General features: G+C 29.7%; 22 protein-coding genes and 4 pseudogenes. 9 read left to right on the top strand and 17 right to left on the bottom strand.

Going from position 1 to position 21568, the window contains the following annotated elements:
- Window positions 1-119 precede the first annotated feature (119 nt).
- On the top strand, window positions 120-1004 hold the full coding sequence (locus AC1Q7N_RS11220) for a permease (RefSeq protein ID WP_145376398.1): 885 nt from the start codon (window positions 120-122) through the stop codon (window positions 1002-1004).
- Window positions 1005-1017: 13 nt separating this feature from the next.
- Complete coding sequence (locus AC1Q7N_RS11215) at window positions 1018-1146, top strand: hypothetical protein (RefSeq protein ID WP_002487845.1); 129 nt, start codon at window positions 1018-1020, stop codon at window positions 1144-1146.
- Between the two features lie 395 nt (window positions 1147-1541).
- Here the strand turns inward: AC1Q7N_RS11215 and AC1Q7N_RS11210 are convergent.
- A pseudogene (locus AC1Q7N_RS11210) lies at window positions 1542-1730 on the bottom strand (hypothetical protein).
- Between the two features lie 208 nt (window positions 1731-1938).
- Window positions 1939-2109: a hypothetical protein gene (locus AC1Q7N_RS11205; RefSeq protein WP_001141152.1), complete on the bottom strand. Its 171-nt coding sequence runs from the start codon at window positions 2107-2109 to the stop codon at window positions 1939-1941.
- 401 nt (window positions 2110-2510) lie between these two features.
- Between AC1Q7N_RS11205 and AC1Q7N_RS11200 the strand changes: the two genes are divergently transcribed.
- Together AC1Q7N_RS11200 and AC1Q7N_RS11195 are read left to right on the top strand one after the other, a co-directional pair.
- Window positions 2511-3476: an HNH endonuclease gene (locus AC1Q7N_RS11200; RefSeq protein ID WP_000027972.1), complete on the top strand. Its 966-nt coding sequence runs from the start codon at window positions 2511-2513 to the stop codon at window positions 3474-3476.
- A gap of 379 nt (window positions 3477-3855) precedes the next feature.
- Window positions 3856-4185, top strand: coding sequence for a hypothetical protein (locus AC1Q7N_RS11195; protein WP_000124775.1), 330 nt, complete (start codon window positions 3856-3858; stop codon window positions 4183-4185).
- Window positions 4186-4261: 76 nt separating this feature from the next.
- Here AC1Q7N_RS11195 and AC1Q7N_RS11190 read toward each other — a convergent pair whose 3' ends face one another.
- From AC1Q7N_RS11190 to AC1Q7N_RS11175, 4 genes and pseudogenes are all read right to left on the bottom strand, one after another.
- Complete coding sequence (locus AC1Q7N_RS11190) at window positions 4262-4621, bottom strand: magnetosome magnetite crystal formation protein family (RefSeq protein WP_000432278.1); 360 nt, start codon at window positions 4619-4621, stop codon at window positions 4262-4264.
- Between the two features lie 529 nt (window positions 4622-5150).
- A pseudogene (locus AC1Q7N_RS11185) lies at window positions 5151-6001 on the bottom strand (IS3 family transposase).
- Window positions 6002-6514: 513 nt separating this feature from the next.
- On the bottom strand, window positions 6515-7012 hold the full coding sequence (locus AC1Q7N_RS11180; RefSeq protein WP_000776433.1) for a GNAT family N-acetyltransferase: 498 nt from the start codon (window positions 7010-7012) through the stop codon (window positions 6515-6517).
- A gap of 187 nt (window positions 7013-7199) precedes the next feature.
- Entirely contained in the window at window positions 7200-7328 is a 129-nt protein-coding gene (locus tag AC1Q7N_RS11175; RefSeq protein WP_001791888.1) for a hypothetical protein, read from the bottom strand.
- A 181-nt stretch (window positions 7329-7509) separates the two neighbouring features.
- On the opposite strand from AC1Q7N_RS11175, the gene AC1Q7N_RS11170 reads away from it, so the two are divergent.
- The gene (locus tag AC1Q7N_RS11170) at window positions 7510-8637 is read left to right on the top strand and encodes a zinc-dependent alcohol dehydrogenase family protein (protein WP_000857159.1); all 1128 of its coding nucleotides are present in this window, start codon (window positions 7510-7512) and stop codon (window positions 8635-8637) included.
- 254 nt (window positions 8638-8891) lie between these two features.
- Here the strand turns inward: AC1Q7N_RS11170 and AC1Q7N_RS11165 are convergent, their stop codons facing one another.
- From AC1Q7N_RS11165 to AC1Q7N_RS11145, 5 genes and pseudogenes are all read right to left on the bottom strand, one after another.
- The gene (locus AC1Q7N_RS11165; protein WP_001015130.1) at window positions 8892-9116 is read right to left on the bottom strand and encodes a hypothetical protein; all 225 of its coding nucleotides are present in this window, start codon (window positions 9114-9116) and stop codon (window positions 8892-8894) included.
- Between the two features lie 13 nt (window positions 9117-9129).
- Entirely contained in the window at window positions 9130-9633 is a 504-nt protein-coding gene (locus AC1Q7N_RS11160) for a DUF1643 domain-containing protein (RefSeq protein ID WP_002502656.1), read from the bottom strand.
- A gap of 15 nt (window positions 9634-9648) precedes the next feature.
- Entirely contained in the window at window positions 9649-9960 is a 312-nt protein-coding gene (locus AC1Q7N_RS11155) for a DUF960 family protein (RefSeq protein ID WP_000700852.1), read from the bottom strand.
- A gap of 86 nt (window positions 9961-10046) precedes the next feature.
- The gene (locus AC1Q7N_RS11150) at window positions 10047-10397 is read right to left on the bottom strand and encodes an SAUGI family uracil-DNA glycosylase inhibitor (protein ID WP_000859159.1); all 351 of its coding nucleotides are present in this window, start codon (window positions 10395-10397) and stop codon (window positions 10047-10049) included.
- A gap of 606 nt (window positions 10398-11003) precedes the next feature.
- Window positions 11004-11218: pseudogene (locus AC1Q7N_RS11145) on the bottom strand (M15 family metallopeptidase); the annotation flags it as partial.
- Between AC1Q7N_RS11145 and AC1Q7N_RS11140 the strand changes: the two are divergent.
- Window positions 11205-12205, top strand: a pseudogene (locus AC1Q7N_RS11140) (IS3 family transposase); the annotation flags it as partial. The pseudogenes AC1Q7N_RS11145 and AC1Q7N_RS11140 sit on opposite strands and share 14 nt — an antisense overlap.
- Window positions 12206-12304: 99 nt before the next feature.
- Here the strand turns inward: AC1Q7N_RS11140 and arcC are convergent.
- From arcC to AC1Q7N_RS11110, 6 genes are all read right to left on the bottom strand, one after another.
- Window positions 12305-13234 (bottom strand): carbamate kinase, encoded by a 930-nt coding sequence (gene arcC / locus AC1Q7N_RS11135; protein ID WP_000036757.1) that lies wholly within the window; start codon window positions 13232-13234, stop codon window positions 12305-12307.
- Window positions 13235-13253: 19 nt separating this feature from the next.
- Window positions 13254-14252 (bottom strand): ornithine carbamoyltransferase, encoded by a 999-nt coding sequence (gene argF / locus AC1Q7N_RS11130; protein WP_000793596.1) that lies wholly within the window; start codon window positions 14250-14252, stop codon window positions 13254-13256.
- A gap of 37 nt (window positions 14253-14289) precedes the next feature.
- Window positions 14290-14979 carry a Crp/Fnr family transcriptional regulator gene (locus AC1Q7N_RS11125; RefSeq protein WP_000272781.1) on the bottom strand — a complete coding sequence of 230 codons (690 nt, stop codon included), beginning with the start codon at window positions 14977-14979 and terminating at the stop codon, window positions 14290-14292.
- A 41-nt stretch (window positions 14980-15020) separates the two neighbouring features.
- On the bottom strand, window positions 15021-16442 hold the full coding sequence (arcD, locus tag AC1Q7N_RS11120) for an arginine-ornithine antiporter (RefSeq protein WP_000344142.1): 1422 nt from the start codon (window positions 16440-16442) through the stop codon (window positions 15021-15023).
- 85 nt (window positions 16443-16527) lie between these two features.
- Window positions 16528-17763: an arginine deiminase gene (gene arcA, locus AC1Q7N_RS11115; protein WP_000249804.1), complete on the bottom strand. Its 1236-nt coding sequence runs from the start codon at window positions 17761-17763 to the stop codon at window positions 16528-16530.
- A gap of 268 nt (window positions 17764-18031) precedes the next feature.
- Complete coding sequence (locus AC1Q7N_RS11110) at window positions 18032-18478, bottom strand: arginine repressor (RefSeq protein ID WP_000711814.1); 447 nt, start codon at window positions 18476-18478, stop codon at window positions 18032-18034.
- 588 nt (window positions 18479-19066) lie between these two features.
- Between AC1Q7N_RS11110 and AC1Q7N_RS11105 the strand changes: the two genes are divergently transcribed.
- The 3 genes from AC1Q7N_RS11105 to AC1Q7N_RS11095 all read left to right on the top strand — a co-directional run bounded on the left by AC1Q7N_RS11105 (window position 19067) and on the right by AC1Q7N_RS11095 (window position 21447).
- On the top strand, window positions 19067-19498 hold the full coding sequence (locus tag AC1Q7N_RS11105; protein ID WP_000475805.1) for a universal stress protein: 432 nt from the start codon (window positions 19067-19069) through the stop codon (window positions 19496-19498).
- A 272-nt stretch (window positions 19499-19770) separates the two neighbouring features.
- Window positions 19771-20444 (top strand): IS6 family transposase gene (locus AC1Q7N_RS11100; RefSeq protein WP_223200821.1). Its coding sequence is split into 2 segments (ribosomal slippage): window positions 19771-19978 and window positions 19978-20444, totalling 675 coding nucleotides; the frame shifts between segments, so codons are not numbered across the junction.
- A gap of 187 nt (window positions 20445-20631) precedes the next feature.
- Window positions 20632-21447, top strand: a complete 816-nt coding sequence (locus AC1Q7N_RS11095; RefSeq protein ID WP_000558975.1) for an alpha/beta hydrolase — start codon at window positions 20632-20634, stop codon at window positions 21445-21447.
- The last annotated feature ends 121 nt before the right edge of the window (window positions 21448-21568 follow it).

Below are 21568 nucleotides of genomic sequence, written 5' to 3'. Positions count from 1 at the left end.
TAAATAAAGAAGCCAGTAAATGAATTTATAATAAACTCATTTACTGGCTAATTTGTTAGAAATTATGTCCCAGCCTCATCAAGAAATATTGATTAATTAAATTTGGAGGCATTATACTAATGTTAGATTCAATTATGGAATTTATAAAAACATTTGTGATGTTGTTTTTTGAATTATTAATACTATTCATCATCGTGAGCTTTATTGTAAGTATAATCCAGCAGATAGTTTCAGAAGAAAAAATAAAACACTTTTTAAGTAAACCTAATCAAGCTATTAATTATATTTTGGGAATGGCTTTTGGTGCGATGACACCATTTTGTTCTTGTTCTACAATTCCTATACTTGCAGGTTTATTAAATTCTAAAGTTCCATTTGGCCCTGCAATGAGTTTTTTAATTGCGTCACCTTTAATGAATCCATTAATGATATTTATGTTATGGGCCTTATTAGGTTGGAAAGTTGCTGTTGTTTACTTTATTTTACTAGCACTCTTTAGTGTCTTAACAGGTCTAGTATTTTCAAAAATGAATTTAGCTGAAACTTATAAAGGAGTAAATGTTAAAGGCGATGGATTTTTTGCTAATAAAATGGGATTTCGTTTTAAACAAGCATTAAATGATGCGTGGGCATTTTTATATCCAATGCTTCCTTACCTATTTATTGGTGTGTTTATTGGAGCGTTCATATATGGCTTTGTACCCGAAACATTTATTACAAAATACGCAAGTGGTGATGGCGTTATATCTGTATTCATTGCATCTGTTATAGGCATTCCAATGTATATTAGACCTGAAACAATGTTACCTATAGCTGAAGCATTAGCTTCAAAAGGAATGTCGCTTGGGACAGTTGTTGCTTTGATCATTGGTGGTGCTGGTGCAAGTATTCCAGAAGTTGTATTATTATCGAAACTATTCAAGAAAAAATTTGTAGTCTCATTTGTTATCGCCATTTTAGTTGTAGCTATTTCTACAGGTTTGATTGTGAACATCGTTATTTAAAGGAGGTGAGATAATGGGAGTCAAAGACGTATTAAAAAAATTAAAACCTCAGGAACAATCTTGTTGTTCAGTAGAAATTGAAGAAAAAACAGAGAAGAATGAAAAAGGACAGCAAGATAATAATAATTGTTGTAACAATTAATTTAGAAGTCTGTAAAATATATACTTCTAATAAATAAATGAACGACAAATTCTAATGTAATAGTATGGAATTTGTCGTTCTTTCGTTTCAGTTAAGGAAAATGATTTTGCTTGTTTAGTATTTCTTTAAGACTTATAACAAAAAGACGTTAATAAAAAACCGCATCATTAACCGATACGCAGAAGCGTATCACAAATAAAACTAAAAAATAGATTGTGTATAATATAAAAGGAAGGGATTTATATTAAAATTTTGAATTCAAAAATTATTGAAAGGGAAGCTACCTTAGAAATTGAATCTATGGCCACTAACTGCTTTTTTATATCACCACTTATTAAAAAATGTAAGAATATTCCTCAGTGCTAAGTGAAGGAGGTTCTAGTTTTATTTAATATTCATATTGATAGGTAATGGTTAATAATTGCCTGTAAATTATTGTTAAATATCGTTGTTATAGTATCATCATTCATAAAATTTTTATAGATTTTATCAAGTATTTCCTCATCTTCAATAGCTGTAAAGCGATGTACTAGTCTTTTTATGAGCTATATATAATTTTGCGAAGCTAAACTGTTTGTAATTATTCACCAATCAGGTTATGTAGTGTCACGGTTCATAGGTAATTCTCTTTTTAAAATCATCTAATATTTTATATAATTCATATAAGTGTAGTATTAACGTTTTCTACTTTATCTATAAAATATTTAGAATTACATTAGAATTTTAAATTATACGGCTGGAAATTCAATGCTGTAAAAATAGACAGATTTTAAAAAAGTAGTAATAAAAAGTCTAAGTTTTATCTTTGTAATAAACTTCGACTATATTTAAAAATAAATATGAATGTCTTTTAATTTCTATAATATCAAAGCTATTATATGATTTGAAATTTTGTAACTTTTTCTCTAATTTGGAAGTAGATAATGACTTAAAGGTTTTAACTTTTACCCAACGACTTGGCATTTTATCACTCCTATGTAATGTATTACTTCAATATACCCTTAAATTTTTATAATTAATTATATTGTAATATTATTTTATTTTATAAAAATAGTTTAATAAAATGTTTAATTTTTATAAAAAATAATTAAATATTATAGACATTACGATAGTTTAATTAGAAAATATATTTAAGAATTATGAATTTAGTTCTTATTAATGTTAAAGATCATCAATTATTTTGTCACATTATCTTGAGAGGATTACCTTATGAGGTAGCCTTTTATTTGTCACCTAATATTGCTCTAAGGCTAATAATACATATATAAAATAAATAATTATCAGAATATATTTAGAAATTGATATTTAATAATTAAATAAAAGTATACTAAATATTTATAATTTACAAGTGAGCTGATAGAAAGATGAGTATAAGCGAATATAAAAATAGATACTTAGAGTCACTATATAACACCTTTAAAACTGAGTTAGAAAACGAACGCACTCGCTATTTTATATTAGATACCAACTATACAAATAGTGATGATACTGAAAAGGAGTTTACTTGGGATGTAAAACAGAATAATAAGATCAGAGAAGGCGATTTGTTCATTTTTAGACGGCCAACTAATTTATCTCAAATTGCTCAACAATTTTATTTCTTTGGAGCTGGGAAAATAGAAAAAATTGAGCGAAAAAATAATGTAGCAACCGCTTACATTTCAAAACCCTTACTTTTTGTGGATCGTGTTTTAAAAGATAATATTGAAAATTTAAAATGGGAGTTCAAAGAAAGAATTAAAGAAGAGTGGGAGCAGTTTTTCTTTAAAAATAAAATCAGTAATATTACAAAAAATGATTTTTTAAAACTACTAAGTTTGAGTAGAAATGTAGTGGAAATAGAAAGTAATTATATTAATAATGATATTTCGCTAACTTTTAAACAAATGGCTGATATGGCAACTCGAATAAAGAAAAATATTTACTACGTAGGGAATCATGAAGCATTTGTTCAAGCTAAGGGAAGTGCTCATTTTGAGTTTTCAAAAAGGATTAAACAAAATTATAGTTATAGATGTGCAATTACCGGGATTAAAACTAAAGACTTTTTAGTCGTTACACATATTATTCCTTGGCATGAAAATGAGTTTATTAGACTAGATCCTTCAAATGGTATTTGTTTGTCTTTATTTTTAGCAAAAGCATTTAAGAAAGGCTTTATCACTTTTTCTAACAGTTATAGAGTTGTTTTATCTAAAGAAGCAGAGAAAGATGCTGCTTTATATGAAGAATTAAAGATTTATGAAAATCAAAAAATCGAACTACCAGATTGTCAGAAACCTAATTTGAAATATTTAGATTGGCATAGAGAACATATTTTTAAAAATTAATTTTGGGAGAGGTTGTATGACAGATATTAGTCAATTAGTAGAGGTGCCATACATCTTTCATTAGTAGATTGAAAAAGAGCACTTGAAACAGATAATTTGTATTATTTAGCCTATGGATTAACAACTTTAGATAATTGTTTTAAATATTACCAATTAATTACACAAAATGAACATTTTTGCTATTCTCAACAAGAAGAAAGAGAAAGTTATCAGCAAAAATTTCAAAGTATGATTAATGGTTTAAAAATTAAAATTGGCATACAAAGTTCAAATGATGATGCGCAATAAGCTACAAAGTTTGATTTTTTAATTGAACGTTATATGTTTTTAAAAGAAGAAAGAGCTTCGAATTAATATCTTAATGGAGGAAGATTAGTAAATGGCTAGAACGTATAATGTGATTAAATATGTCATTAAGAAAAATAAGGATGATCTTAAAATACATGGATTAAGATTATATGAATTTAATATAAAAGATGAAAAAGCTATAAATATTAGCCAACCCATTTTTGTGAACAGAGCAACATTGATTGAGAAAATACAAAATGGTGAAGCATTTACGCACGCCTTTAGAGTAAATCACAATACTTATTATGCAGGCCAATTAATTTCTTTATCATTGAATAAAAATGGTTATATTAATAACAACTTTGAGGCCTCACGAGATATTATTAGAAACATTGAAGTAAGTATTTTAGACTATGAATAAAGGTAATACTGATAGAATACATTACAATTAAAAAAGGGAGTATAGGACTCCCTTAATAAGTTGATATATAAGTGACTTATTTTTTTAATAGAATTTTAATTCCTCTGTTAATGTTCAAGATATATAATATTAAAGCAATTAAAAAGAATATAATAGTAATAATTAAAAGAATGCTAAATATTAATAATTGATGATCCAAAGGTTTATCAAAGACTTCTTTAGAAAAAATAAATGCCAATCTACCTATAAAAAAACTAACCCAAGTCATAATATGATTAATGAATGCTTTTTTGCCATGTTCTGATGTTGGTTCATCAGCAAGTATCCATACAAATAAAGGTAAAATGACAGGTGCGAAAAAGATACTTAAATAACTCAATGCTGATAAAACGTAACTATTGTCATTTTTATGCATATTACTATTTGTATTTTCCACTTTTTTCACCTTCTTTACTTTTCTTTACTATTATAAAAACATTAATAGCGAGCTATTACAACAGTTATAAGAGAAGCTTACGATATTGTAAGTATGTGTTGTTATAATCAATATAAAATTAAGAAAGACCTGAGAATTTATATTATCATCCACAATCGAAGTGAGTAGCGAAATTTATTGGAAAAGGTACTTATATTGAAGATATTGTTAATGGTTCATTTTTAAAAAGCCAAGACGATTTGAAGTTAAAAGCTTCTGACTTCACTGTCGAAGATAACTATAACTACGGTGTACTTATATTTCCAGAGAATCTTTCTCTTACAGATAATAATAAGAAATTGGAATCTTTAATAAAAACTATACTATTTACAGGTAAACGATATCAATATACTTATTTTAAAATTTGATCTTAATAGATAAGGATATAATGATTTAAACAATTTAAGAGATATTATTTTCACAAAAAAAGAATGCTTTTTGTTAGAGGCACTGAACCCTTAAAATGGGAACTTAATAAAAACACTATGTTCTAGGCTGCTAATTCTCTGTATTTTACAGGGGATAAGTAGCCTAGTTTTTGTTGAATTCGATTATTATTATAGTTTTTAATGTATTTTCGACAATATCTATTACAATATGATTAGAGTTATTAAGCTGATTATTGATGTAAAAAGTTTCAGACTTTAGCGAGGAATGGAAACTTTCTATCGGGGCGTTATCGGCAGGTGTTCCCTTTCGGGACATACTTCTGATAATGCCTTTTTCTTCGCATAATTGATAATAAGCATAAGATGTATAAACGCTGCCTTGATCACTATGTAATATACACCCCTCAGGTATATCGATTTGATTTAATGTATCATTAACTAAACGTTGGTCTTGTTTATCATCTATTTTATACGCCACAATTTCTCCGTTATAAATGTCCATTATCGAAGATAAATACAACATAGAATGACCAAATGGTAAATAAGTAATATCGGTTGTTAATACTTCCATGGGACAACTCGCTTTAAATTGTCTTTGTAATAAATTGTCCGTTTTATAATACGGTTTACCTATTCTTGTCGTCTTTTTAGGTCTAACTCGGCAGTTCAAATGATGCTTCTGCATCACTCTCTGTACTCTCTTATGATTAATTGGTGATGTATAACATTGATTAATCAATGCTGTAATCTTACGATAACCGTAGGTATATTGTTTACCAACATGTTGTGAAAATCTATAACTTTCCCCATTTCGATACCATCGCCACCAATTTTTCACTTGTGTTCTATTTCTAATATTTAATTCTTTCATAATTTCTTTTGTTGGAAATCCTGCTGCTTTCATTTCAACTGCTTTATACTTTGTTTCTACTGAATAAGAAGCTCTTTTCATAGAAAAAAAACACCTCCGTATGATTCATTTTAATATGAATTCAACGAAAGTGTTTTTATATAATTCCCACTAATTGGGGTCAGTCTAAAATTAAAATTGATAACTTTTTTAATAAAATAGATACACTAATTTTAAAACAAGGTAAAAAAATAGAATTATTAAAACAACGCAAACAAGGCTTACTACAAAAAATGTTTGTGTAATTCTGATAACGTCCTATTATGTTAATTGAAAATAGACAAAAATAAATTGAGAGCATCCCTTACCGCAAAGTGAAGGATGCTCTATTTTTGTTGAAATTAATATAAGCTTCATTCTGATAGATAGTCATTAATAATTGTTTGCAAATCGTTATTAAGTACCGTTGTTACAGCGTCATCATTCATAAAATCCTCGTAGATTTTATCAAGAATTTATTCCTCTTACAGACATTCGCGAGAAGTCCGTTTTAATTTTATTAGAAGTAATTCAGGTTTGAACCTACCTAAATGAATATATGAGTTATCTTTTATACTACAAAATATATTCAGATTTCAATAATGACATAAAATAGGCATCTTTATATTTACCTTTAGTGTAGAATTGCTCTTTAAGTAATCCTTCTGTTTTAAATCCTTGTGACTCGTATATATGAATAGCTTTTTTGTTATCTGCATCAACATATAGATAGATCTTGTGCATATTTAAAATATTGAATGCATAAATTATCGCTTTTTCGAATGCGAATTTTGCATAACCTTTACCACTGAACTCAGGTTTAATAATTATTTGTATTTCACAATTACGATGGATGTAATTAATTTCTACTAATTCAACAATACCTACGACTTGATTTTCATCTTCAACAATAAAACGTCTTTCCGATTCATCTAATAAATGCTTATCAAATAAATGTTGAAGTTCCGTTAAGGATTCATAAGGCTCTTCAAACCAATAAGACATAATAGAATATTCATTATTTAATTCATGAACAAAAAGTAAATCACTATACTCTAATGCTCTTAGTTTCATAATCCCACTCCCAAAATTTTCTTATATATTTGCATTATAAATATAAATAACGAATAAGTCATTATTCACTGTGAATAAATCTATTTTAACAATTCACTACATACTAATTCTCATTTTCTTATTATTCTCTAATATCTCTGATTTATTACTCAGTGAAAGATGCCCTATTTTTATCAGTATATAGTTTTTATTTTGATAGATATTGATTAATAATCGTCTGTAAATCATTGTTAAGTAAGGTTGTGATAGCGTCGTTATTCATAAAATCTTCATAAATTTTATCAAGTATTTCTTTAATATATTTTTTAATCTTCACACCTTAAATTCACTTGAAAACCAAATCACTTCTAAATTATGATTTTACATAATAAATTTTTAAAAATTGGTATTATATAAAATAATCTCAATAATCAGAATTTTTTGTAAATAATAATATTAAAGTGTAAAATAACAGATAAGAATAGACTTAATGTATATAAATTAAAGGAGTGTTGGAAGTGAAAACTAGAGCAGCAGTTTTACATGAAATGGGGGCTAAAAAGCCCTATAAAGAATCTAAACCTTTAAAAATTGAATACTTAGAACTTGATAATCCTAGCGAACACGAAGTATTAATTAAAATTCATGCAGCTGGATTATGTCACTCTGATTTGTCAGTAATTAATGGTAACAGACCTAGACCTTTACCTATGGCACTTGGTCATGAAGCTTCCGGTGAAGTAATTAAAGTTGGAAAAGCTGTTACAAGAGTTAGCGAAGGAGATCATGTGGTATGCACATTTATTCCCAGTTGTGGAAAATGTATCCCATGTAAAGAAGGACGTCCTGCATTATGTGAAAACGGAGCAATATCTAATGAAAAAGGCGAAATGTTAGAGGGAGGGATGCGTTTATCTAATGATGAAGGAAAAGTATATCATCACTTGGGGATATCAGGTTTTGCTGAATATTCTGTTGTCTCTGAAAACTCTATAGTTAAAATTGATAAAAAAATACCTTTTGAACGTGCAGCTGCATTTGGTTGTGCTATTATCACAGGTATCGGTGCTGTGGTGAATACAGCCCAAATTCGTTCTGGTAGTAATGTAGCGGTTGTTGGTTTAGGAGGTATTGGATTGAATGCTATTATTGGAGCTAAACTAGCGGGAGCCAATGAAATTATTGCTTTAGATATTAACGAAGATAAATTTGAATTAGCAAAGCAATTTGGGGCTACAGCAACATTTAATTCAAGCGATAAAGATATCGATGAGCAAATTAAAGAATATATTCCTGGCGGAGTAGAATATGCTTTTGAAACAGCGGGTGTAGTGCCAGCTATGAAAGTTGCTTATCAGATTACTAAACGAGGGGGGACAACTGTAACAACAGGACTGCCTAATCCTAAAGATAATTTTTCTTTCCCTCAAGTTACTTTAGCGGCTGAAGAACGTACCATTAAAGGATCATATGTAGGAAGTTGTGTACCTGACAGAGATATACCAAGGTTCGTTAATCTATACAACCAAGGACGTTTAAATATTGATTCACTCATCAGTGAGGTTATCACTTTAGATGAAATTAATGAGGGATTTGATCGTTTGTCTAATGGTGAAGTAGGTAGAATTATAATGAAGATGCATTGAATATAATAGAATTCAAGTCGTTCCTCCTCTTGATTTCTATGAAAAGAATAACAATTTGAGTAGGAAGATTACTGACAAATATTACATTTGCATTGTGACTGCCAATCTAATTGTATTTTTACATTTCATATCTATATATTAGAAGATAAATGTTTTAAAACTAATTACTAATAGTTTTTTTAGATAAAAAAAGATATAGGAGCATCCTTCACCGCAAAAGTGAAGGATGCTCTAGTTTTATTAGAATATAGTTTTCATTTTGATAGATAATGATTAATAATTGTTTGTAAATCATTGTTAAGTACCGTTGTAATAGAGTCATCATTTATAAACTCTTCATAGATTTTATCAAGTATTTCCTCGTCATCGATGGCTGTGAAATGATGCACCAGACCTTTTACTATTGAAATGTAATTTTGTGATGCTAAACAACTAGCAACCGTTCGCCAATTGGATTGTATAGTGTTGTCATGGTTCATAGATAATACTCCTTTACTTTAGTGTCCATTTTTGACGTGCTTTAGGGTTGAGTGGATGCATAACTTCGTTCGTTACTGGATTTATGAGCTTTTTTACTTTCTTTTTATGAGGTTTTAACATTTCCATCACTTGTTCGACACGGTCGATAACAACTGGTCGCTTCGCATAGGCACCATAAGCAAGAATGACTGTGTCACTTTCACTAATTGCTTTCATTAAGTGTATATCTGTGTGCTCATCATAAGGCTCTTTGATATGTTTAAGGTTCTCTGGTGTTTTAATATTAGAGAAAAGATTAACGAGATAAACAGCGCCATATTGCTCAGAATTAGCTAATTGATTGAGGATGAGAACCGTAGTAAGATCGAGTGATAATACACCATCTAAATGAGGATACATCGTTATCACAGTACAAGCCGGTTTCTTGTCATCCCATATCTTTTTGAGTAAGTAGCGATGTTGTTCATCATCGCTAAATATCGCTTCTGTGTGTATCGTACTTTTGATTGTATTCATATATCGTCACTTCCTTTAGTATTCTTCTGGCAAAAGCATCACATAATAAAAAGCGTCTACATCATCTTCTCGGATGACGTAGACTTTCTTAGGTAATGCATTTTGATTTTTTATATAGTTTGTATAGTGATATTCCAATTTGTATGCGGGTTGTTCTTGTTCATGTGTAATTGACAACATATTATCATCTTCTTGTAGTTTGAAAATGTGTAGGTAATCTGTATTAAGTTGATTGTCTCGATCTTTTACCATGTTCCAAAGTAAGATTTGAAGGTCTAGAGATAGTTGTTCACTAATGCCTCTTGTGATGTATCGATTGATTTTCATACTATTTTCCTCCATTTTGCTTTTCTTTCATGATGTCAATCACTTCGTTAATGACTGTAACAGATATTTGTGCCACTTTGATCCAATTATTCATGGTTATTCCCTCCTTCTTTTAGTAAATGACGTTCATCGATAATCGTATTTTTAGTATCTGTGAGGTATAGAAAGTCCATATCAAAATGATCCAGATAACCAATACTGATGAGTTGGTTATTAGAATACATTAGAAATGGATAGATACTTAGTTCATGTAGCTCATTATTATAGTAGGTATAAGTTTCAAGTATAAGATGTGCAAGTGGGGAATCATTAATAAAACGTTTGGGTAGAATATTTTCTGCCGCTTCCTCCAGTGTTTCACATTCCCATGTTTCATTGTTAGATAATTGGAATAAGCGAGTCATATATTGTTTGAGTTCTTGAGTAGTTGTTTTCATATCATTGCCTCCCTAGATAGTGTGATAGTGATGTACTTCATATACATCATTGAGATAATATATATTTGATTTGTCATTTATTACTGATCCCGTTGACAATATGAGAAAATTCCATATAAAAAACCGCTACAAACCTTGGTATGACAAGGAAATCCCGAAATTCCGCCTATTTTGACGAACAATCAACTCATTATTTATAAGTATTGATGATAGGGTGGGGTCTCTGCTTCCTTATATATATTATTTATTTATAAAGAATAACGGGATTTTGGGATTGTGCTTGCACAATCCTTCTGCTTCTTCTAATCTGCAAATCCCATTCCTTTCCCGATAAAAAATCATCGTGGGATGTTCTTTAGCAATTTCAATATAAGCCTCGTGTAGTTATGAAAAAATTACGACAATGACTGTTTCATTAGATAAGTGTTATTGAAATTGATAAAGAGAATTCTCAAAAATTTTTAGAAAAAGAAAGAGGAAGTATGTAGATATAAAATAGATTTATTAAATAGTAAGGTATAATGTTTGCGGTAAAAATAAAGACGAAGTGCTGGAATACACTTCGTCGATAATAAGGTAGTTGAAGTTTCGATTATTTTAAATTGATCATTTTAAGCCTACAAATCCCTCTAATGTTTCACCAGATTTGTACACTTTTGTCGCCTTCTTTTTCCTAAATAACGTAAATGCCAAGGTTCATATTGATATCCTGTGATGCTTTCTTTGTTTTTAGGATATCTTATAATAAATCCATAATTATGGGCATTCTTAGCTATCCAGCGTCCTTCCTCAGTTTTACCAAAACTAGCATATAGATTTTCACAACAAGTTGGTAAACAATATACCTACGGTAAAGGATTAGAAGAGCTGTCAGAAGTAGAACAATTAAAATTAGAAAATAAGAGAAAAGATATAGAATTGGATATTTTAAAAAAGTACAAGGCATTGGAAAGGAAGTGGTACCAACAGTAGTCATAGATTTAGTGGATCAATTAAAAGTAAAATATTCAATCAAATTGCTACTAAAAGTATTAAACATACCTAAATCAACATATTACCGATGGAAAAACAAAACCCATAAAAATGATACCGTAACACAAAAAGTTATTGAATTATGTAAAGCTAACCACTATACCTACGGTTATCGTAAGATTACAGCATTGATTAATCAATGTTATACATCACCAATTAATCATAAGAGAGTACAGAGAATGATGCAGAAGCATCATTTGAACTGCCGAGTTAGACCTAAAAAGATGACAAAAATAGGTAAACCGTATTATAAAACGGACAATTTATTACAAAGACAATTTAAAGCGAGTTGTCCAATGGAAGTATTAACAACCGATATTACTTATTTACCATTTGGTCATTCTATGTTGTATTTATCTTCGATAATGGATATTTATAACGGAGAAATTGTGGCGTATAAAATAGATGATAAACAAGACCAAAGTTTAGTTAATGATACATTAAATCAAATCGATATACCTGAGGGTTGTATATTACATAGTGATCAAGGCAGCGTTTATACATCTTATGCTTATTATCAATTGTGCGAAGAAAAAGGCATTATCAGAAGTATGTCCCGAAAGGGAACACCTGCCGATAACGCCCCGATAGAAAGTTTCCATTCCTCGCTAAAGTCTGAAACTTTTTACATCAATAATGAGCTTAATCACTCTAATCACATTGTAATAGATATTGTCGAAAAGTACATTAAAAACAATAATAATAATAATAATAATCGAATTCAACAAAAACTAGGCTACTTATCCCCTGTAAAATACAGAGAATTAATAGCCTAGAACATGGTGTTTTTATTAAGTTCCCGTTTTAAGGGTTCAGTGCCCTAGGATTATAGGCTCTTTTGTTTATAAAGGTAATTGAACTAAAGTATTATAATTTCAATTCTTAATTAATGTTCCTATTTTACCGTCTAAAGCGTCCCCTAATCCTGCTAGAGATGTAATCAAAACACTGCCTTTAGTATTTTTTTCAAGAAATTGAAGTGCAGCTTCAACTTTTGGAAGCATACTTCCTTTAGCAAATTGACCATCAGAGATATGTTTTTTCATTTCATCCACAGACACTTCATCGAGACCTCTTTGGTTTTCTTTTCCATAGTTAATGTAAACATGGTCCACAGCAGTTAATATGATTAATTGATCAGATTGTAAATGTGCTGCTAATAAAGCACTCGTTTTATCTTTATCAATAACTGCATCAACACCTGTATAAACTTCATTTTCCTTAATTACTGGAATTCCACCACCGCCGGCAGCGATAACTAGTGTTCCATGAGTGATTAATGTTTCTATACTATCTAACTCAACTATACTTATAGGTTGTGGGGAAGGGACAACGCGACGATAGCCGCGTCCAGAATCTTCTACAAAAGTATAACCTTTTTCTTTCGTAAATTTATCAGCCTGCTCTTTTGTATAAAATAATCCAATTGGTTTAGTAGGGTTATTGAAAGCAGAATCATCGCTTGCAACTTGAACTTGTGTTACTAGCGTAACAACTTGTTTATCTATGCCCATTGAATGAAGTTCGTTTTGTAAACTTTCTTGCATCTGATAGCCAATATAAGCTTGACTCATAGCACCACATTCAGGGAAAGGAAAAGGAGGACCTTGTTTGTGTTCCGCCGCATAATTTAAACCTAAGTTAATACTTCCAACTTGTGGACCATTACCATGACTAATTACAATTTCGTATCCTTTATCGATTAAACTTACTAGAGATTTAGATGTACTTTTTAATAAATCTAATTGTTCTTTAGGCGATTGTCCTAAAGCGTTACCACCCAAAGCTACGACGATTTTAGACATATTTATATCCTCCTTTCATTTACTCTCCTAATGTTGCTACCATGACTGCTTTTATTGTATGTGCTCTATTTTCTGCTTCTTGGAAAACAACTGATTGTTCACTTTCAAATACTTCATTTGTTACTTCCATTTCAGTTAGACCATATTTTTCTTGAATTTGTTTACCGATTATTGTTTCAGTATCATGGAATGATGGTAAGCAATGTTCAAAAATTGTATGTGGATTACCTGTTTTTTTCATTAATTCTTTAGTTACACGGTATGGTTCTAATAATTTGATACGTTTTTCCCAAACTTCATCAGGTTCACCCATAGATACCCAAACATCTGTGTAAATTACATCAGATCCTTTGACACCTTCATCAATATCATCAGTTATAAGGATTTCACCACCGTTTTTGTCAGCTATATCATTACACCGATTTAATAATTCATCAGTTGGATTTAGTTCTTTAGGACATACAAGATGGAAAGTCATGCCCATGATTGCTGCTCCTTGCATTAAGGCATTTGCAACGTTATTACGTCCATCTCCAACATATGTGAAGTTAATTTCATTATATGGTTTTTTCAATACTTCTTTAGCTGTTAAAAAATCAGCAAGTACTTGTGTAGGATGATCTTCATCTGTTAAACCATTCCATACGGGAACGCCAGAATATTTTGCCAAATCCTCAACTACTCTTTGTGAGAATCCACGATATTCTATGCCATCATACATTCCACCTAAAACACGAGCAGTATCTTTGGTAGACTCTTTTTTACCCATTTGAGAACCTGTTGGCCCAAGGTATGTTACATGTGCACCTTGATCATAAGCCGCTGTTTCAAATGCACATCGAGTGCGTGTTGAATCTTTTTCAAAAAGTAGAGCGATATTTTTACCTTTCATTTTTTGTTGTTCTATTCCTGCATATTTTGCGCGTTTAAGATCTTCAGATAAATTAAGTAAAAATTCCATTTCTTTTTGTGTGAAGTCTAACAAAGTTAAAAAGTTTCTATTTCTTAAATTTTTCATTTTGAATATCTCCTTTTCAATTAATATTTTATTCATGTTATTTTTTTATAATCCAATTTCTTTTATCTTGATATATAATATTTTCTATTTTTAATTCTCTGATTATTTCACCAGTAGTTTTTCTGTTAAGTCCAGATAAATTACTTATTAATTGAACAGTCATAATTTGTTTTAATTCATAGAATTCTCCATTATCATCCCCAATTGAAAGGCATAAAATTTGTAGTATTCTTTCAATTCTTTCTTTAGCTGAATTAGCTCTTAACGCCATAATATATTCTACTTGAAATTGAATAGTCTCATTAAGTTTCTTGAAGAGACTTTCAAATATTTCATTATGCTTTCTACATAAATACTCAAGTAAATCTTTCGGTAAAGTTAATATTTTACAATCTGTCAAAGCTGTACATATTTCATATGGTGCAGGGGTTTCATTAAATATGAAGTTCATTGGAAATATATTTTCGTCTTTACTTAATCTTAAATAATTGTCACCAGTAATATTAGAAGATTCATGTAAAATACAACCATTTACTAAAAAGTATACAAATTTTATTTGATCAGTTGAATGATATATGACTTGTCCTTTTTTATATTGATAAAGTGTTAAATCCTCTTTATAAGGTCTAACAATACTAACAGGAATATTTAAGTATGATGCTAATTGTTTAAGATTATTATCAAATTCATATTCTGAATTTTTAATATAAATATTTTCTTCATACATAACTATAAACCCCTTAAAAATTACTTAGTTTAAATCATAACTTAAAATACAGAAATATTACCTGTAATCAAACGAACTATTCCTATTATTGCAAGTACAATGATGAATATGAATAACGTATAATCCAATTTTGTCAAATGTTTGTTATTATCCCTTTGTACGTAGCTGTATACGAGTAATCCAGGTATATATAACAACATCGTTAATAGTAAATAATCTAATCCAGCTGCATAAACCAACCAAATTGTGTAAATAGATGCAATAATTCCTATTATCCATTGTTTTAAATTAGCTTTAGATTTATTTTGAATAGTATATTTAACCTGGTAAAAAGCACTGAGTGTATATGGAATTAAGATTGCACTTGATGCAAGTGAAAACGCAAACTGATAGGCACTATCTGTAAACAACATACTAATTAAAAATAACTGAACTAATATATTAGTAATAATTAAAGCGTTGACCGGAGCTTTATTCTTATTTTCTTTAGCAAACCATTTCGGGAAAAGTCCATCTTTAGCTACAATGAATGGTAATTCACCAGCTAGTAATGTCCATCCTAACCAAGCTCCTAAAACAGAGATAATTAAGCCTATATTAACTAACACTGAACCCCAATGACCTACAATATGTTCTAATACTTGTGCCATTGATGGATTAGCAAGTTTTGAAATTTGGTTCTGCTGAATGACACCTTGGGCTAGTACAGTCATTAAGAAATAAATGACTAGCACAGAAATCAAACCAATAACGGTAGCAGTTCCTACATCCTTTTTAGACTTTGCACGTCCAGAAAAGACAACGGCTCCTTCAATCCCTGTGAATACCCATACAGTTACTAACATAGTACTTTTTACTTGTGCCATTGTATCTCCCCAACTAAAAACGCCAACACTTCCACTAGTCATACCATAAAAACCGGATTTAAAAGTACTGAAGTTGAATACAACTATCATGCATATAATAACTAGAAATATAGGTATTAATTTAGCTACTGTAACAATACTATTTATAAACGCTGCAGTTTCTACACCTCTAAGTATTAAAAAATGTACACCCCATAATAAAATTGATGCTATGATAATACTTGGAAGTGTGTTACCTCCTTTAAATATAGGGAAAAAGTTACCCACAGCTGACATTAATAGGGTTGCATAAGCCACATTACCTAGAAATGCTGCAAACCAATATCCCCAAGCACTTGAAAAACCAATAAAATCTCCAAACCCTGTTTGAGCATAACTATAAATTCCTCCATCAAGATCTGGTCGCTCATTTGTTAAATTTTGAAATACGAAAGCAAGAGAAATCATACCAATAGCAGTTATTATCCAACCGATAATTATTGCAAGTCCACCAGCTTGGCCACCCATATCTGAGATGATATTGAATGCACCACCGCCTATCATAGAGCCTATGACTAAACCAATTAAGGAAGTTTTACCTAATTTATTTTCATCCATATTAATCTCCCCTAATAAAGGTGGTAAAAATCTTGTTATTTGATTTAATGAATGAATTACTTGTGACTTTTACCACCTTTCAAATTTAAATATCTTCTCTAAATAACGGCTGACTCATACATCTTGGGCCTCCGCGTCCACGTACAAGTTCACTACCAGTAATTTCAATCACTTTAATTCCTTTGTCGCGTAAAAGTTGGTTTGATACATAGTTGCGATCGTATGTCACCACAACCCCTGGTCGAATACATAATGTGTTTGAGCCATCATTCCATTGTTCACGTGCACCATCAATAACGTCGCCATTACCTGTTGGAATAAAGTCCACTTTTTCTACTTCTAAAACTTCAGCAAGTGTTTCACGTAACTTGCTAGAACGAGTAATTTTTATATCGTCCTTACCATCATTTTGTTCTATGGTAAATATATTCATATTATTTTCTTCTTTAAATATTGCTGCATGTACTGTAAACTTATCGTAGTCAATCATAGTTAGTACTGTATCTAGGTGCATAAATGTACGTGTATTAGGTATTTCAATAGCTACGATTTTTTTAAAACTTGTGTTTGCATCTTTGAAAATATTACGTGCTAACTTTTCTATTGCTTGAGCTGATGTACGTTCTGATATACCAATAGCTAAAACATCTTTCGATAATACTAATTCATCTCCACCTTCAATATTAAATGGTGAGTTACGATCTAACCATACTGGTACATCTTTATCTTTAAATCTTGGATGATGTTTCAGTATATATGTCATAAAAATAGATTCTCTACGTCGTGCTCTCCAATACATTCTGTTAATTGTCATTCCTCTACCAATTGAAGCTTGGGGATCTCTTGTAAAATAAAGGTTGGGCATTGGATCTAAGTAAAATGGATATCTATCATCCATATATTCTACTAAATGGGTTGTTTCAAGTTGAATTTCTTCTTTACGTACGCCAGCCATGATTTTATTTACAAGTTCTTGGTCAGATAACTTTGAAAAGAATTCTTTAATTTCAGTTTCATGACCTAATATTGTCTTTTTAGATTCTGTTAATATGTCGTTTATGAAGTTCTCGCGTACTTCTGGCTCAGTAATAGATTCTGCTGCAAGTTTTTCTAAATAAACTACTTCGATTCCTTCATCTCTCAAAGTTTGAGCAAATTTGTCATGCTCTTCTTGTGCAACTTTTAAGTAGGGAATATCATCGAATAATAAACCACTTAAATGATCAGGTACTAAATTTTCTAATTCTTTTCCTGGTCTTTTTAACAACACAGTTTTCAATTTGCCTATTTCACTATTTACTTGAATGGGTCCTTGTACCATTTCAAATTCCTCCTTTGCTTTATTACATTCACATTATAAAACGCTTTCAAAAAACATCGTGTGATTTAATTCACAATTGTTTAGGGAGGGTTTTCACATATATAGATTTATTCAATGCAAAATTTTGTATGAATATGTATTTTGTACTATATAATAGTGAATAATTTGAAAAATCTCATTGTTAAAACCTTATCTTATTCAAGCAAAAAGATTTTTTACTCATTTTTTTGTATTAGTAATCATTCCTATTAATATAATCATTTAATTTTTAAGGGAATAATTGATAACAAACAAATTCTGCTATTTCATTTGAAGAAGTCAAAATCATCAAAGTATCGTTACCTCCAATAATTCCTAATATTTCTTTCATTTGTAATTGATCTATGTAATAACTTATACTTTGAGCAAAGCCAGGAGATGTTTTTATTAAGACATAGTTATTTAGCGTTATAAATTCAATAATCTCATCACTAAATATTTCTAATTGTTTTTTTGCACTTAATTGATTTGTTTGATTTATTTTCTTGTAAATATACTTTTTATTTTCAACAGGGATTTTGTAAATTTCTAATTCTTGTAAGTCACGAGAAATAGTTGTCAAGCTATAGTAAACTCCAAAATGTCTTGCCATGTAATCCACTATTTGTTGTTTTTTATTAAACTGATTCTGTTGTATAACAGTTAAGATAAGATTTAAACGTTTTTCTTTTTTCATTTTTATTACCCCCTTTATTATTTTTGATTATGAAATAGATTTTAAATAACTGTATAAAAATCACTTATAAATCTCAATTTACAAATAATTTTGAAATAGTGGATGCTTTAATTATAAGTAGATTATTTTATGCCTAAAAGGAGAGATTAATTAGAATAGATTATAGTCATCATAATTATAAAATCAAAATAATTTGCGTAATAATAGCGAAATGTGTAAATTGTAAATGTCAGGTAATAACAAAACATGTTAGGTGAGAATGTCTTACAGTTACATTTACTATGTATAAATAAAATAATAACATTAATAATGAGAGTTAGGTAATAACCACAATATCTCATAAAAGAAGTTTGGAAAAAGGCATTGAAATAAAAAGTAGTTTATAAGTTGAAGATATTTAGGTATGTATTAGAGCGCTTTATAAATAAATAGGTTTATACAAAGAATTACAAAAATAATATAAAAAATAGAATCTAATACATGATAAGGAATATATTTGAATAATTTGAATATGAGAATAAGCATACATATTTAGGGTATATATAAGTAATAGACATCTAAATAATAAGTAATAGGAGGCTGGTGTAGATGTTCAAAAATATATTATTACCCTATGATTTCGAAAATGATTTTAGTGCTATCCCTGACTATTTAGAAAAAGTCACCGATGAAGATTCAGTTGTTGTAATTTATCACGTTGTAACAGAAAATGATCTTGCAATTAGTGTCAAGTATTATAATAAGCATAAAGAAGATATTATTAGAGAAAAAGAGAAAAAACTCACTCCATTTTTACGTGAATTAGAAAAAAGAGATATTCAATATAAAATAGATGTAGATTTTGGGCATATTAAAGATACAATCTTAGAAAAAATTACTTCTGGAGATATAAATAATGGTGAATTTGATTTAGTAATTATGAGTAATCATAGAGTCGATTTGAATATTAAACATGTTTTAGGAGATGTTACACATAAGATTGCTAAAAGAAGTTCTGTCCCAGTACTAATTGTTAAATAAACATAAGAAGTAAGAAATTTATTAATTCAAAAAGCCTAAATACTTTCTCACAAATCGAGAGAGTATTTAGGCTTTTTTATTTTTTTAATAAACGTAATGAATTTAATATAACTAATATTGCTGCACCTGTATCACTTAGAACAGCTAACCAAAGTGTTAGTAATCCAGGGAATACTAACACAAAGGCAATTAATTTAATAATTATAGCAAAATATAGGTTCTGTTGCAAAGTTGAATCTATAGTATAATTTTAACAAAAAGGAGTCTTCTGTATGAACTATTTCAGATATAAACAATTTAACAAGGATGTTATCACTGTAGCCGTTGGCTACTATCTAAGATATGCATTGAGTTATCGTGATATATCTGAAATATTAAGGGAACGTGGTGTAAACGTTCATCATTCAACGGTCTACCGTTGGGTTCAAGAATATGCCCCAATTTTATATCAAATTTGGAAGAAAAAGCATAAAAAGCTAATTACAAATGGCGTATTGATGAGACGTACATCAAAATAAAAGGAAAATGGAGCTATTTATATCGTGCCATTGATGCAGAGGGATATACATTAGATATTTGGTTGCGTAAGCAACGAGATAATCATTCAGCATATGCGTTTATCAAACGTCTCATTAAACAATTTGGTAAACCTCAAAAGGTAATTACAGATCAGGCACCTTCAACGAAGGTAGCAATGGCTAAAGTAATTAAAGCTTTTAAACTTAAACCTGACTGTTATTGTACATCGAAATATCTGAATAACCTCATTGAGCAAGATCACTGTCATATTAAAATAAGAAAGACAAGGTATCAAAATATCAATACAGCAAAGAATACTTTAAAAGGTATTGAATGTATTTACGCTCTATATAAAAAGAACCGCAGGTCTCTTCAGATCTACGGATTTTCGCCATGCCACGAAATTAGCATCATGCTAGCAAGTTAAGCGAACACTGACATGATAAATTAGTGGTTAGCTATATTTTTTTACTTTGCAACAGAACCTATAAAAAACATGGGCTTAAAGGGTTAATTTATATAGTATTACTGCAAACATTGATTTGGGTCAAAAATTAGGGGTATTAAAAAAATGAATGAATCATAATTTTATCAAGCTGATTGGAGAGGTTAAAATGCATTATATAAAATTTATTGAGTCAAAAGATAATACAAAACTTTATATGAAAGTGAATGATATTCAAGATGCAAAAGCGAATATCATTATAGCTCATGGTGTGGCAGAACATTTAGATCGTTATGATGAGATAACAGCATATTTAAATGAAGCGGGTTTTAGTGTTATTAGATATGATCAAAGAGGGCATGGTCGTTCTGAAGGCAAGCGTGCCTTTTATAGCAATAGTAATGAAATTGTCGAAGATTTAGATGCGATAATAAATTATGTGAAGTCAAACTTTGAAGGTAAAGTTTACTTAATCGGTCATAGTATGGGTGGTTATACAGTCACTTTATATGGAACGAAACATCCAAATACAGTGAATGGTATTATAACTTCTGGAGCATTAACACGTTATAATAATAAACTATTTGGCAATCCTGATAGAAACATATCACCTGATACTTATATAGAAAACAATTTAAGTGAGGGGGTATGTTCTGATTTAGAGGTAATGGAAAAATATAAACTTGATGATTTGAATGCGAAACAAATCTCTATGGGGCTCGTCTTTTCAATAATGGATGGTGTTAGGTATTTGAAAGACAATGCTCAACAATTTACAGATAATATTTTGATATTGCATGGCAAGGAAGATGGGCTAGTAAGCTATGTAGATTCTTTACAGCTTTATCAAGAAATAGGATCAGCACATAAATCATTACACATCTATGATCGTTTGGAGCATGAAATATTTAATGAAAGTTCTTATAATAGAACTATTTTTAACGAAGTTATTGAATGGCTTGAAACGGAATTAACTTATAACTAAAACAGTATAGTTCCGTGTATTTGATTATAAGAAATTATGAGGATATTAAACATACTAAGATTAGCTATGAAGAAATCTATGACGATAGATTTTTTCATAGCTATTTTTTATAGTTATAGAG

The organism is Staphylococcus sp. GW823-FHT05F06, from assembly GCF_058795495.1.
The sequence above is the reverse complement of the archived record's forward strand: the minus strand, read 5'-3'. Positions and strand labels throughout refer to the sequence as shown.